The sequence below is a fragment of the Streptomyces sp. NPDC006552 genome, assembly GCF_040611655.1.
Taxonomy (GTDB): domain Bacteria; phylum Actinomycetota; class Actinomycetes; order Streptomycetales; family Streptomycetaceae; genus Streptomyces.
This window is the reverse complement of sequence record NZ_JBEXOS010000114.1, coordinates 1-13,899: the sequence shown is the minus strand read 5'-3', so window position 1 is coordinate 13,899 and position 13,899 is coordinate 1. Positions and strand designations below refer to the sequence as shown.

The 13,899-nt window shown below is 70.1% G+C and carries 11 protein-coding genes; 7 read left to right on the top strand and 4 right to left on the bottom strand.

The window, feature by feature from the left end:
• The first annotated feature begins 249 nt into the window (after nt 1-249).
• The gene (locus tag ABZY33_RS35010) at nt 250-1,122 is read left to right on the top strand and encodes a hypothetical protein (protein ID WP_356495761.1); all 873 of its coding nucleotides are present in this window, start codon (nt 250-252) and stop codon (nt 1,120-1,122) included.
• A gap of 107 nt (nt 1,123-1,229) precedes the next feature.
• On the opposite strand, the gene ABZY33_RS35005 is transcribed toward ABZY33_RS35010, so the two are convergent.
• Entirely contained in the window at nt 1,230-1,829 is a 600-nt protein-coding gene (locus ABZY33_RS35005) for a hypothetical protein (RefSeq protein WP_356495760.1), read from the bottom strand.
• 116 nt (nt 1,830-1,945) lie between these two features.
• Between ABZY33_RS35005 and ABZY33_RS35000 the strand changes: the two genes are divergently transcribed.
• The 6 genes from ABZY33_RS35000 to ABZY33_RS34975 all read left to right on the top strand — a co-directional run bounded on the left by ABZY33_RS35000 (nt 1,946) and on the right by ABZY33_RS34975 (nt 8,812).
• Nucleotides 1,946-2,719 (top strand): IclR family transcriptional regulator, encoded by a 774-nt coding sequence (locus ABZY33_RS35000; protein ID WP_356495759.1) that lies wholly within the window; start codon nt 1,946-1,948, stop codon nt 2,717-2,719.
• A complete protein-coding gene (locus ABZY33_RS34995) occupies nt 2,716-3,558 on the top strand; it encodes an SMP-30/gluconolactonase/LRE family protein (RefSeq protein WP_356495758.1) in 843 nt (280 codons plus the stop codon). The genes ABZY33_RS35000 and ABZY33_RS34995 overlap by 4 nt, the downstream gene beginning before the upstream one ends.
• Before the next feature lie 556 nt (nt 3,559-4,114).
• Nucleotides 4,115-5,467 carry an extracellular solute-binding protein gene (locus tag ABZY33_RS34990; protein ID WP_356495757.1) on the top strand — a complete coding sequence of 451 codons (1,353 nt, stop codon included), beginning with the start codon at nt 4,115-4,117 and terminating at the stop codon, nt 5,465-5,467.
• Complete coding sequence (locus tag ABZY33_RS34985) at nt 5,464-6,408, top strand: sugar ABC transporter permease (RefSeq protein ID WP_356495756.1); 945 nt, start codon at nt 5,464-5,466, stop codon at nt 6,406-6,408. Before ABZY33_RS34990 ends, ABZY33_RS34985 begins: the two co-directional genes overlap by 4 nt.
• A complete protein-coding gene (locus tag ABZY33_RS34980; protein WP_356495755.1) occupies nt 6,405-7,262 on the top strand; it encodes a carbohydrate ABC transporter permease in 858 nt (285 codons plus the stop codon). The genes ABZY33_RS34985 and ABZY33_RS34980 overlap by 4 nt, the downstream gene beginning before the upstream one ends.
• Before the next feature lie 44 nt (nt 7,263-7,306).
• Nucleotides 7,307-8,812, top strand: a complete 1,506-nt coding sequence (locus ABZY33_RS34975) for an alpha-N-arabinofuranosidase (protein ID WP_356495754.1) — start codon at nt 7,307-7,309, stop codon at nt 8,810-8,812.
• Nucleotides 8,813-8,901: 89 nt separating this feature from the next.
• Here ABZY33_RS34975 and ABZY33_RS34970 read toward each other — a convergent pair whose 3' ends face one another.
• The 3 genes from ABZY33_RS34970 to ABZY33_RS34960 form a co-directional block, all read right to left on the bottom strand.
• The gene (locus ABZY33_RS34970) at nt 8,902-9,507 is read right to left on the bottom strand and encodes a DUF4291 domain-containing protein (RefSeq protein WP_356495753.1); all 606 of its coding nucleotides are present in this window, start codon (nt 9,505-9,507) and stop codon (nt 8,902-8,904) included.
• Nucleotides 9,504-10,064 carry a hypothetical protein gene (locus ABZY33_RS34965; RefSeq protein WP_356495752.1) on the bottom strand — a complete coding sequence of 187 codons (561 nt, stop codon included), beginning with the start codon at nt 10,062-10,064 and terminating at the stop codon, nt 9,504-9,506. The genes ABZY33_RS34970 and ABZY33_RS34965 overlap by 4 nt, the downstream gene beginning before the upstream one ends.
• A gap of 18 nt (nt 10,065-10,082) precedes the next feature.
• Nucleotides 10,083-13,899 (bottom strand): RHS repeat-associated core domain-containing protein (locus ABZY33_RS34960; protein ID WP_356495751.1); only part of this gene is annotated, 3,817 nt, incomplete at its 5' end.

The following is a 13,899-nucleotide window of genomic DNA, read 5'->3' as shown; positions in this document are numbered from 1 at the left end:
GGGTGTGTGTATGGCTGTACTGAGGGTGGATTTCCGTTCTGGGGAATGCACGCGATACGCGTGCATTCCCCCGCCGCCGTATTTTCTGGGCGCGTGTGGGGAGTGCGCGGGGGAAGCGGGCCGGTCGCGGGCGGGTGCGGCCCGCGCGTTAGCCTCGCGAGGACCGCGTACGACCGCAGATCCGCCGTACGCCGGCCCCGCGCCCGTACGCGGCCGGCCGGTGTGCCGTCCCTGGAGGAGCAAGCCCGCATGCCCCGCATCGCCCTCGTCACCTGCCGGCCGGCGCCCCACATCAGCGAGGACCGCGATCTTCCGCTGCTCGCCGCGGAGATACAGCGGGCGGGGGCCGACGCCACCGTGGCGTACTGGGACGACCCCGCGGCCGACTGGTCCTCCTTCGACCTCGTCGTCATCCGCTCCACCTGGGACTACAGCTGGCGGCGCGAGGAGTTCCTGGAGTGGGCGGCGCGCTGCGCGGCCCGCACCCGGCTCGCCAACCCCGTCGGCGTGCTCCGCTGGAGCACCGACAAGCGCTACCTCGGCGACCTGGCCCGCGCGGGCGTTCCCACCGTGCCGACCTCGTACGTCGCCCCCGGCGAGCGGGCCGGCCTGCCCGCCGACGGCGAGTACGTGATCAAGCCGACCTCCGGCGCGGGCTCCCGGTACGCCGCCCGCTACACCCCGGCCGAACGGGAGACCGCCCTGCGCCACCTGGCCCGGATGCACGCGGAGGGGCTGACCGCCATGGTGCAGCCCTACGTCGCGGGGATCGACGTGAGCGGGGAGCGGGCCGTGCTCTTCTACGGCGGGGCCTACCTGCACGCCATCCGCAAGGGCGCCGTCCTCGCCCCCGGGGTCGCCTTCGACGAGCGCAAGGTCGCCCACCCGGGGCTGGAGCCGTGGCAGCCGACCGAGGCCGAACACGCCGTGGCCCAGGCCGCGTTGGCCGCCGTGCCGGGCGGGGCGGACCAGCTGCTGTACGCGCGGGTGGACCTGGTCGACGGCGCGGACGGGCGGCCGTGCGTGATGGAACTGGAGCTCGTCGAGCCGAACCTGTTCCTGAACACGGTGCATCCTGACTCGGTGCGGACCGTCGCCGACGCCATCCTGAAGGCGGCCTGAGCGGAGCCGTCACGCGGCGGCGAGTTCGCACCACACGCACTTGCCCCGGCCCGCGCCGCTCGCCGGCGGATGCCGGCCCCACTCGTTCGGCGCGTTCCTCGGCGGGCTCAAGCGGTCCAGCGCTGAAGCAGGCCCCAGGTGAACTCCGCCCGCACCTGACGCCGCGCGCCGCTCTCGTCCGGGGCCGTGAACTCCAGGCCCCAGCGCGTGGGCGCCGAGCCCTCCAGGGGGCGCGCGGGCGCGAAGGCGCGGGCCGCCTCGTCGACCGTGCAGGACCAGGGGGTCAGGTCGGCGAGGGTGCGCAGCGCGGGGGCGGGGGCACCGGGCGCGCGGATCAGCCACTCGTTCCAGACCGCGCCCGTCGGGGAGAGCAGCACCTCGAAGCGCAGGTCCGGCCAGAGCGGCACCGGCCACAGCAGCGCCTCGCACTCCAGGTCACCGATCCGGCGGAGCAGCGTGCGCTCGGGGGCGCCGAGGACCGAGCGGTACCGGGAGACCGCCGCCCGGCCGCTGCGCGCGTGCAGCATCGCCTGCCAGCGGCGGTTCGCCTCCCGCATCTCCGCCACGCTCACGCCTAGGTCCGCGCGGGCGCTCTCCACCCGCTCCGGATTGTGGTCGGCCATGCGCCGCAGCAGCACCAGCTGGAAGTGGAGCGGCGTGAAGGGGGCGGCTGGTCCGGCGGGGCGGGAGCGGGGCATGGTTCCCATGGTCGCGCATGCGGCCGCGCGTCCCCGAGCCATTGCCCGGCCGACCCCGTAGTGCGTAGCCTACGTTCGTCATTCCGACCGTCTGTTGAAATATCGAACAGGGAAGGGGGCCGGTGGTGGGACGCCTCGTACCCGCAGTGACCCGGGCTCTGGACATACTGGAGCTCTTCCTGGACGGGGACGGGACGCTGTCCGCCCCCGACATCGTCCGCAAACTACAGCTGCCGCGCACCACGGTCCATGAGCTGGTCACCACGCTCGCCGCCCGGTCGTACATCGTGCAGGTCCCCTCCCAGCCCGGCCGTTACCGCCTCGGGGTGCGCCCCTACCAGCTCGGCAGCCGGTACGCGGAGCAGCTCGACCTCGCCGCCGAGGGCCAGCAGGTCGCCCGTACCGTCGCCGAGACCTGTGACGAGACGGTCCACGTGGCGATCCTGGAGGGCGCCGACGTCATCTACATCGCCAAGGTCGACTCCACGCACGCCGTGCGCATGGTCTCCGCGGCGGGCCGCCGGCTGCCCGCGCACTGCACCTCGGTCGGCAAGATGCTCCTCGCCTCCCTGCCCGAGCCCGAACTCGCCGCCCGCGTCCCCGCCGACGCCGAGCTGACCGGCATGACGGAGAACAGCATCACGGACCCGGCCGCCCTCCACGCGCACCTGGCCGACATCCGCCGGCGCGGCGTCGCCGTCGAGAGCCGGGAGTCCAACACCGACGTGTCCTGCGTCGCCGCCCCCGTGCGCGACCGCACCAACCGGGTCGTCGCCGCGCTCTCCATCTCCGTACCGATGATCCGCTGGAGCGACGCCCGCGAGGGCGAGCTGGCCCAGCTCGCCGTGAAGGGCGCGGCGGACCTGTCGGAGCGGCTCGGGCACCGGGGGACGGTATGAGGGCCGAGGTCGCGGTACGGGAGCGGGCGCGGCTGGGGGAGGGGCCCACGTGGGACGCGGCCACGGGCCGGCTGATCTGGGTGGACATCCTCTCCAGCCGCGTTCACACGTACGAGCCGGGCAGCGGGCGGCGCACGGTGCTCGCCACCGAGCAGCACGTGGGCGCGGCCAAGCCGTGCGCCGACGGCGGTCTGGTCGTCAACCTCCGGGACGGCGTGGGCAGTTACGCGGCCGACGGGTCCTTCAGCTGGCTGCACCGCGAACCGGTGGCCGGGCGGCGGGGGAACGACGCGGCCGTCGCACCCGACGGCGCGTTGTGGGCGGGTTCGATGGCCTACGACGAGACGCCCGGGGGCGGCAACCTGATCCGCGTCGCGCCGGGCGGCGCGGTGACCGAGATCCTCGGCGACGTCACGGTCTCCAACGGCACGGGGTGGAGCCCCGACGGGACGCTCATGTACTACGTGGACACGCCCACGCGGCGCATCGACGTCTTCGATGTGGTGGGTGAACGGGTGTGTAGGCGGCGCGAGTTGGTGACCGTGGAGGAGGGGGCCGGGTATCCCGACGGGCTGACCGTCGATGCGGAGGGGTGTGTGTGGGTGGCTCTGTGGGACGGGGCGGCGGTGCGGCGGTACACCCCGTCCGGAGTGCTGGATCGTACTGTGCGGCTCCCGGTTCGGCGGCCTACGGCTTGTGCGTTCGGCGGCGCCGGGCTTGGTGACCTGTACGTCTCGTCGGCCCGGGTGGGGCTCGACTCGCCGTCTCCGCTTGAGGGGGCGTTGTTGGTGGTGCCGGGGGCGGGGTGCGGTGTGCCCCAGCCGGCCTTCGGATCCTGAACGCCGGCGTGGGCCGCCCCGGGTAGTGCGCAGTTCCCCGCGCCCCTGAGCGGGGTTTGTGATTCGGCTGCCCCGCGGTGGGGCTTCTCGCGCAGTTCCCCGCGCCCCTGAGATGCGCACTTCGTGCGCCATCTCAGGGCTCTGGGGGGCCGCGGGGGCCCTGCCGGACCCGCAGCCGAAGAGAGCGCACGAAGTGCGCCTTTCGGGGGCGCGGGGAACTGCGCGAGCAACCCCCACCGGGCTGGCAGCCGACCGACGCGACACGTGGCGCCCCCTCAGGGGCGCGGGGGACTGCGCGAGCAACCCCCACCGGGCCCGCGCCCTACCGATACCGCACGTGGCAACCCCCTCAGGGGCGCGGGGAACTGCGCACTCAGCTGCAAGAGGCCCGCACACGCTGGACCCCGGCCAATTCGAGAACCCCGCACCCCCGCAACCCGCACCGAAAATTTCGCCCGCCCCATTGACCTCGAAGCGCTTCGAAAATACGGTCCCGTTCGAAGTTCCGAGCAGCAGTCGAAATATCGAACGTCCACCCCAAAAGCAAGGGCAGGACATGGGCCGACCTGACCTGATGAACCGCAGGCAACTCCTCACCGCAGCAGGCGGCTTGACCATCGCCGCAAGCTTCGGTTTCGCGGCGCTCGGAACCGGGGCCGACGCCCTCGCCTCCGGCGCCGACACCCGCGTCCGCTACTGGAACCTCTTCAGCGGCGGCGACGGCTACAACATGATCGCGATGCTGGACGCCTTCCGCGCCGCGAACCCCGGCATCGACGTGAAGGACTCCACCCTCCAGTGGGGCAGCCCCTTCTACACCAAGCTCGCCATGGCCGCGGCCGGCAACCGCGCCCCCGACCTCGGCGTCATGCACCTGGGCCGGGTCCCCGGGTTCTCCCCGGGCCGCCTGCTCGACCCCTGGGACGTAGCCCTGCTCGCCAAGTACGGCGTACGGGAGAAGGACTTCAACCCCGCCCTCTGGAAGCGCGCCGTCATCGACGGCAAGCTCTACGCCCTGCCCCTGGACATCCACGTCCAGCTCAGCTTCTACCGCAAGGACGTGCTGAAGAAGGCGGACCTGCTCGGTGACGACGGCCGGATCGTGCCGGTGACCTCGACGGACGAGTGGTTCGATGTGCTGAAGAAGGCGAAGCGGGCCACGAAGAAGGGGTTGCAGACCCTCGGCCTGCACGCCAACGACCAGAACTTCATGTGGTGGTTCTTCGTCGCCTTCTACGCCCAGCTCGGCGGCGCCTACTTCGACGCCGCCCGCACCGAGGTCACCTTCGACACCGGCAAGGCCACCCAGGTCCTGGAGTTCCTGCGCCGGCACGTCACCGACGGGTACGCGATCGCGGGCGCCGCCGACGGCGAACAGTTCCTCAACGGCGCGCCCTTCACCTGGGAGGGCAACTGGTCGGTGCCGGTCTTCTCCGGCGCGAAGCTGGAGTACGGCGCGACCCCGCTGCCCCCGGTCTTCGGCAAGCAGGCCACGCACGCCGAGTCGCACGCGTTCGTGCTGCCGCACCAGGCGGACCGCGGCGGCGCGGTGAACGAGGCCGCGCACCGGCTCGCCGCCTACGTCGTCCGGCACGCCCGGCAGTGGGCCGTGGGCGGCCACATCCCCGCCTACACGCCGACCCTCTCCACGGCCGCGTACCGCAGGCTCGCCCCGCAGAACGAGTACGTGGCCGCCATGGACCACCAGGCCACCGAACCGAAGGTGTGGTTCGCCGGCTCCACCGGCATCCTCGCCCAGCGCGTCGGCCCCGTCGTCGTCTCCTCGACCATGGGCTCCGCGAAGCCGGCGGCCGCCGCCCGCCGCATGAAGAGCACCCTCACCCGACTCCTCGCCATGAAGAACCCCATGGACGGCAGGACCGCCGCGCAGGGAGGTGCGCTCGCATGACGACGACCAGCGCCGAGACTGTCATCGCCGCGCCCCGCGCGCGCAGCACGACCGCGGCCGGCGCCACCGTCCGCCGCAAGCAGGGTTTCCAGCACGGCGGCTGGTTCGTGGCGCCGTTCCTGATCCTGTTCGCCCTCTTCGTGATCTGGCCGCTGCTGCGCGGCGTCTACCTCAGCTTCACCGACGCCAACATCTCCGGCGACAGCCCCGGTTTCGTCGGCCTCGACAACTACCGCGAGGCCCTGCACGACCCGCTGATGTGGGACGCGCTCGGCCACAGCGTCTTCTTCACGCTGCTCGTCGTGCCCTGCATCACCGTCCTCGCCTTCCTCCTCGCGATGCTCGCCCACCACATCGAACGCGGGAAGTGGCTGTGGCGGCTCTGCTTCTTCCTGCCGTTCCTGCTGCCGTCCACCGTCGCGGGCAACCTGTGGCAGTGGCTGTTCAACCCCGGCACCGGCATGGTCAACCACGTCTTCGGCATCGAGACACCCTGGCTGACCGACAAGTCGTACGCCATGCTCGCCGTCGTCATCACCACCCTGTGGTGGACGGTCGGCTTCAGCTTCCTGCTCTACCTCGCCGCCCTCCAGGGCATCCCCGACCACCTCTACGAGGCCGCCGAACTGGACGGCGCCAACGCCTGGCACCGCATGGTCCACGTCACGCTGCCCCTGCTGCGCACCATCACCGGCCTGGTCGTCGCCCTGCAGATCCTCGCCTCGCTCCAGGTCTTCGACCAGGCCGTCGTGATGATGGACTTCGGCCCCGGTCCCGAGGACTCCACCCGCACCTTCGTGCAGTACACGCTCGAAGAGGGCTTCACCAGCTACCGCGTGGGCTACGCCTCCGCCATCTCCATCATCTTCTTCGTCATCATCGCGGCCGTCGCCCTGGCGCGGATGTGGCTGCTGCGCAACCGAGAGGAGGGCGCGCGATGAGCACCACCCACCTGCGCTCCGGGCCCCTCAGGCCCTGGACGCCCAGCCAGATCGTCCTGACCCTGCTCGGGGCCGCCGTCTGCGCGGTCTTCCTGGCGCCGCTGGCCTGGGCCCTGTTCACCTCGCTCAAGTCGGAGACCGAGGCCGTCGAGGTGCCCCCGCACTGGCTGCCCCGGGAGTGGACCGGACAGGCGTGGCGGGCGCTCTTCGAGACCGGCAACATCACCGACTGGTTCGTTAACTCCCTCGTCGTCTCCGTCTGCGTGACGACCGTGGTGCTGACCGTCGCCGCCCTCGCCGGATACGGCTTCGCCCGCACCGAGTTCCGCGGCAAGAGCGCCCTGATGGGCGTGGTGATGGCGGGCCTGATGGTCTCACCGGCCGTCCTGGGCGTCCCGCTGTTCACCACCGTCCAGCAGATGGGCCTGGTGGACACCTACTGGGGCATGATCCTGCCCCAGTGCGCGCCCGCCGCCATGGTCTACATCCTCTACAAGTTCTTCCAGGGCATCCCCAGGGAGCTGGAGGAGGCCGCGTTCATCGACGGCGCCGGCCGCTGGCGGATCTTCTTCACCATCGTGGTCCCGCTCGCCCGCCCCTCGCTGGCCGCGGTCGGCATCTTCACCTTCATCGCGTCGTGGAACAACTTCCTGTGGCCGTACATGGTCACCAACAACCCCGACCTGATGACCATGCCGAACGGCATCGCGACCGTCATGAACTCCTACGGCATCCAGTGGGCCCAGCTCATGGCCGGCGGCCTGATGGCGGGCCTGCCGCTGATCGTCGTCTTCGTCTTCTTCCAGCGGCAGATCGTGACGGGCGTCGCCCACACGGGACTGGCCGGCCAGTGACCGCCGCACCCCCTCGCCCCGTACCCGCCAGCGAAAGGGACACATTGCGCACCGCCCGCTTCACCCTCGACCCCGCGTTCACCGTCGGCCAGGTCAACCCCCGCCTCTTCGGCTCCTTCGTGGAACACCTCGGCCGCTGCGTCTATACCGGCATCCACGAACCGGACCACCCGGCGGCGGACGAGGCCGGGCTGCGCACCGACGTCCTCGCCCTCGTCCGGGAGCTGGGCGTCACGGTGATCCGCTACCCGGGCGGCAACTTCGTCTCCGGTTACAAGTGGGAGGACTCGGTCGGCCCGGCCGAGGAGCGCCCGCGCCGCCTCGACCTGGCCTGGCGCACGACGGAGTCCAACCGCTTCGGCCTCTCCGAGTACATCGCGTTCCTGAAGAAGGTCGGTCCGCAGGCCGAACCCATGATGGCCGTGAACCTGGGCACGCGCGGCGTCGCCGAGGCCATCGCCCTCCAGGAGTACGCCAACCACCCCGCCGGCACAGCACTTTCGGACCTGCGTGTCGCGCACGGCGACAAGGACCCCTTCGGCATCCGGCTGTGGTGCCTGGGCAACGAGATGGACGGCCCCTGGCAGACCGGCCACAAGACGGCCGAGGAGTACGGGCGGATCGCCGCGGAGACGGCCCGCGCCATGCGCCAGATCGACCAGGACGTCGAACTGGTCGCCTGCGGCAGCTCGGGCCAGTCGATGGAGACGTTCGCCGCATGGGAGGCGACGGTGCTGGCCGAGACGTACGACCTGATCGACCACATCTCGCTGCACGCCTACTACGAGGAGCACGACGGCGACCGGGACTCCTTCCTCGCCTCGGCGGTCGACATGGAGTCGTTCATCGAGAACGTCGTCGCGACGTGTGACCACGTCGGCGCCCGGCTCAAGTCGAAGAAGAAGATCAATCTCTCCTTCGACGAGTGGAACGTCTGGTACATGTCGCGCACGGAGTCCGAGGTCGCGGCCCTGGACTGGCCGGAGGCCCCCCGACTCCTGGAGGACGTCTACTCGGTCACCGACGCGGTCGTCCTCGGCTCGCTCCTCATCGCGCTGCTGCGCCACGCGGACCGCGTCACGGTCGCCTGCCTGGCCCAGCTCGTCAACGTCATCGCCCCGATCATGACCGAGCCCGGCGGCCCGGCGTGGCGCCAGACGACGTTCCACCCGTTCGCCCAGGCCGCGAAGTACGGCCGCGGCGAGGTCCTGGACGTCCGCGTCTCGGGCCCGACGTACGACACGAAGCGGCACGGCACCGCGGACCTGCTGCACGCCACCGCGGTCCGCGCGGCGGACGGCACGGTCACGGTCTTCGCGGTCAACCGGAGCCAGACGGACCCGCTCCCGCTCGAAGTCGCCCTGCACGGCATGGAACTGACGTCCGTCACGGACCACTCGGTCCTCGCCGACGCCGACCCGGACGCCCGCAACACCCGCACCGAACCGGACCGGGTGACCCCGCACGCGGGCACCGGCACGACGCTGGAGGCGGGCACACTCAGGGCGACGCTGGAGCCGTTGTCGTGGAACGTGGTCCGGCTGGTCTGAGGCACACACGTGGCGACCGGGCCGGGGTCATCGGGGCGGCTCCGGCCCGGCGCTCCCGGGCGCGGGAATGTGCTCTCACCGGCACCGGTTCAGTCCTCGGCACCCAAACGCCGCCGAAGGTCGTCCGGGAGGGGGTAAGGGCGTTCGGCCGGCAATTGCCGTGCCGCTTCCTCCACCCGCCCCGCGAGAAGCAGGGACTGGGCCGACAGCGCGAGCTCGGTGACATCGGTGAGGTCCGTGATCCAAGCGCTGACGTATCGGTCCACGGCCTCGCCCGACAACCCGACCTGGATGGCACGCCACGGCTGCGGCTCCAAGTGGACGTCGCGGTCCGGGTCCCACTGCACGCGTACCGGGGACGCGGCAGTCTCGGCACGCCACTGGTCCTGGTCCGCGTGCACACCCGGTTCGAAATGACTGAGGCACGAGTGCGCCAGTGCCCACTCGAATCCAACCCGGTCGATCTCGATACGCAGAATCCGTTCCTGGTTCACTTTGCGCGCCCAGCCGGAGCGGTACATCATCCACAGGAACGAGGGTTTGATCCAGGTCATGCGCTCCCGTTTGAACGGTGGCACGAGCGTGCCTGCGTGCAGCGCAGGTTCTGCGATCTCGCGCGGGTACGCCTGATACACGGTGATCGTGGAGTCCGTGTACGACGCGCGCACAACACGGCCCCGGCGGTGCTCCGTCACCGGCCGAACGCCTCGGACACCCACACGGCAGGCTTGTGAACCTGCGGTCCTTCGACGCGTGCGGCACCCGCCGTGTACAGCAACCAGAGCAGATCGAGAGAGCCGAAGCTGGACTCGCCCCAACTGTCCACCCAGATCCGGGCCTGAGATGTGCCTGTTTGCGCGATGTCCCAGAACTCCCAGCCGCGGGACTCCTCGTCCGGGTCGAACCGGTAGATCCAGTTCTGCAGGGACCAGGGATTCTGCTTCCCGCTGCGTTCCAGGAAAGCGGCGCGGCCGTCCCTGGCGAACTCCGCAGGGGGCTCGCCGTTCCTGCTGGACACGCGAGCGAACCATTCCGGGAAACGGTCCGTGGGCAGGTCTTCGTCGTCGAACTCCGCCGTGGATGCCAGGTACAGGGCCGCGGCCAGCACTTCGCGTACACGATCCGCGTAGTCGGGGAAGGGCTGGGTCAGCTCGGCAGTGAACGCGGCCAGGGCGGGTGGAGCCACGTCGGCTGTGGGACGTTGCCGGACACGATCCAGTTCGGCGGCAACGCTCTCCTCGCTATGGATCATCCGGGAATCCTACCCTCGCTACTGCACGACGCGTCCGGACCCCGCGACGATCTGTTCCCGGAGCCCGTCGAAGAGTTTCACGGGGATTCCATACAGATCGGGCCCCTTGGTCGGGTCCGAGATCTCCGGGTATTCCTTGAGTAGTTCCTTCCACTCCGCTCGGGTGAACGCATCGCCGTCCGGGTGGTCGTCCTTGTCCTGGGGCAAGGCCGATTCGCGAATGGCATCCCGGTACTCTCTGGGCAGGTCGAATGCGATGATCTGGTCGTCCGAGCCGCGGAAATGCAACGTGTGGGAGATGTCGTCGCTCATGTTCACATAGAGCTTTCCCTTCCCGGTGATGGTCACCTCGCCGTTCTCGCCGATCCGGATGCGCTGACTGAGCGGATGGTCGGACTGCTTGCGGTACAGCGTGATCGTGTCCTTGTCGCAGCCGGCAAGACCCAGCGGGTCCATCCACGTGTGTGGATTGTCGACGTAGGCCACGGGGTTGGATGCGGGGCCCAGACCCAGCGGATCGGAGGTGAGGTAGCGCGCGGTCTCCGGGTCGTAGTGGCGGAAGTGGTTGTAGTGCAGGCCGGTTTCGGGATCGCTGTACTGCCCGGGGAAACGCAGCGGAGTGTAGGTGGTGGCGTCGGCGTTCCAGGTCGTGCTGCCCCACAGCGTGGTGCGAGTGCGCCACGCGACGTCCCCTCCCTCGTCGACCAGTTCGCGGGGGGAACCGACAAGGTCCGTGATGATCGCGAAGAATCGGGAATCGACCTCGTCCTGCGAGGCGTCGGCAGCGGTGATCCTCTCTGTCTGGGCAACCGGCTGAAGTCCTTGGTGGTCCCAGGTGAGGGTGACGGGGTGCGGCAGGTCGTCGGACCAGGTCGTCTGTTCGCACAGAACCGTCCCGTCCCAGGCGAACTCCGTGCGCTCCACGACCGTTTCGCCATCGGGGCCGAGCCGGAACTTCGCGGTGCGCCGACCGAGCGGGTCGTAGGTGTAGCCCCAGCGGGTGCCGTCCGGAGTGGTGAGCCCGGTCAGCCGGTCCTCCGTGTCCCACTCATAGCGCCAGGTGTCCGGCTTGCGGGACAGCCGGGTCTTCTGGCGCAGGGTGATACGGCCGAGGGCATCATGCTCGTACCGAACGGTGCCGGCGCGGGTGAGGCGGGTGCCGGTGTAATCACGGTCACCGGTGGCGTCCTGTCCCGGGTGCCGGGCGGGCCAGTCCGCCCGTGTCTGATTGCCGGCCGCGTCATAGGCGTAGGTCTCGGTCCAGTCCTCGGCGCGTACACCCGTGACCCGGCCGACCGGATCGAGGTCGAATCGCCGCTCTCCGCCGTGCTGGTCTTCGAGGGCGCAGAGCAGGCCATCGGCGCGGTAGGTGTAGGCACGGTGCTGGAGAGCGCGGCCCTCCGGGGCAGCCGCCGACTGCGCGGTGAGTCGACCTCGCGTGTCATAAGTGTGGTGCAGGGTGAGGAAGTCACCGACGGTCCGGTCGACTTCGCGGCCGGCCTCGTCGTACACGAAGTCGACGGTCCGCCCGGACGACACCAGGCCCACGCGCCTGCCCGCCGCGTCGTACGTCCACGAGCTCGTCGCCCCTGACGGGGTCCTGCGACCGTTGCGGCGGCCCGATGCGTCGTAGGTGTGGACGAGTTCGCGGCCGTCGACGCTCTCCGAGCGGACCGATCCGTACGGGTCACGCGTGAGGGACAGCCGTGAGCCGTCCGGACCGGTCGCATGGGCGAGCTTGCCGTTACCGTCGTACACGTACGTGGTGACGCGGCCGTGTGCGTTTTTGCGGATGATCTGGCCGAGTGCGTTGCGCTCGAAGGTGGTGGTCTCACCCAGGACGTTCGTACGGGCACGCAGGCGGCCCGCGGCGTCGTGCCGATAAGTGAGCGCGCGGCCGTCGAAGTCTGTCTCACAAGCCAGACGCCCTGCTGCGTCACGGGTGTAGGTCCAGCTCAGACCCTGGGGGTCGGTGACCTCGGTGAGGCGCAGCTCGGTGTCGTGGCTGAACTCGAAGCGGGCCCCGTCGGGAGTCGTACGGGCGGTGAGTTGATCAAAGTGGGTGTACTCGAAGCGGGTCGTCCCACCGATCGGATCGGTGTGACCGGTGCAGTTCCCCTCGCCGTCGTAGGTCCAGGACTCCTGGGCGCCGTCGGCGAGGACGCGCCGGGCTAGCTGGCCCTCGGGAGTCCACTGGAGACGCGTGGTCGCGCCGGTCGGGTCGGTGCGGGTGATGCAACGGCCGAGGGCATCGTGGGTCTGACGGGTCACGGCGCCGAACGGATCCGTGATCGATTGCGGCAGGCCTGCCTGGTTGCAACGGACCGTGGTCACGTTGCCGAGGGCATCGGTGACCGAGGCGACGCGGCCTGCCTCATCGTAGGAGAAGCGCGTGGTTTGGCCCGATGATGTGGTGACGGACAGGCGATTGCCCCGGCGATCGTAGGAGTACCGGGTGACCTGGCCGTCGGGGGTTCGCACGCTCAGCGGATCGGGGAACTCGCTGTACTCCGCCGTGGTCTCGTTCCCGTCGGGTCGCAGCACCGAGACGAGGTGTCCCGCCTCGTCGTAACGGCGGGCCACCGTGTGCCCGAGCGGATCGGTCCGGGAGAGCAAGCGGTCACGGGCGTCCCAGGTCTGGGTGGTGGTGGCACCGAGAGGGTCAGTGATCGCGATGATCTGGCCGCGCGGGTTGGCGCGGTAAGTCGAGGCGTGGCCGAGGGAATCGGTGTAGGTGACGGTGGTGGTGCCGTCGGCGTCCGGACCGGCGTACTGGATGCGGGAAGCGAGGATGCCGTCACTTCCCCGGGTGGCGATGACACGCCCCTGGTCGTCGTAGGTGTACGTAAACACGGTGTCATTGCTGTCGCACCAGCTGGTCATGCGGTGCGCCAGATCGTATGTGTACCGGGTTCTCGCGTCGACCGCGTTGACGACCTCGGTGAGGTCCCCGTTCTCGTAACCGTAGGCACGCAGCCGCAGAGGGCCACCCTCAGCCATGGCGTGCACGGCGGTCACCCGGCTGTCGTCGCCGCAGGTCGCGGCCAGGCGGTATCCGCCGGAATGCGCGACCTCCGACAAGGCGTCGTCCGGACCGCGTTCGAAGGTGATGTTGTTGCCGTTGCGGTCCTCGGTCCGGGTCAGCCACCAGACGCCTTCGGTGGCCTCGGAGGGTTCGAAGTACCGCGTCAGGCCGGTGTGCCGGTTCTGTACGACCAGTACGTACGTGGCGCCACGAGACAGATAGGTCAACGGCAGCGGGTCACCCGCGACCGGGTCGACGCGGTCACCGACGATGTCCGGGGTGCGCGGGTAGTAGAGGCTGGAACCATCTTCGCGGCGCCACCACACGCCCTCCGCCGCCGGGTCCCTCTCCAGCCGTTCGTCGAGGGTGGAGGCCCAGGAGGGACCGAAGGCGATGCCGTGCACGTAGCCGGTCAGGTGGGTGCGGCGCAGGACGAGTGGCAGGACCCCAGGCAGTTCGACATCGGTCTGCGTCATGACCATCTGGCCGCTCGCCATGTCGATCGGGTCGCCACACGTCTCTCTGGCGGCCATGGCGCGGGCGTCCTTGGAGCGCTGGAGTAGGTCCGGGTCCCGCTTGTCGTTCGCGTCTGTTTTGAGGTGAGAGCCGGAGCCCGGCCTCTCTCCCCAGCCACCCTTGCCGTCCCCGTCCTTCCTGCCCTCGATGATGGCCTCGACCTTGTCCCGGACGTCGTGGTCGTTGCCCTTGTGCAGCTGGGAGGTGGCCTTGGCGCGGTCCGGCACGGTCTCCGTGATGTGCTTGGCGACCTTGCCGAGCGCCTTCTCCGAGCCCTTGAGCGCGCCGTGCAGC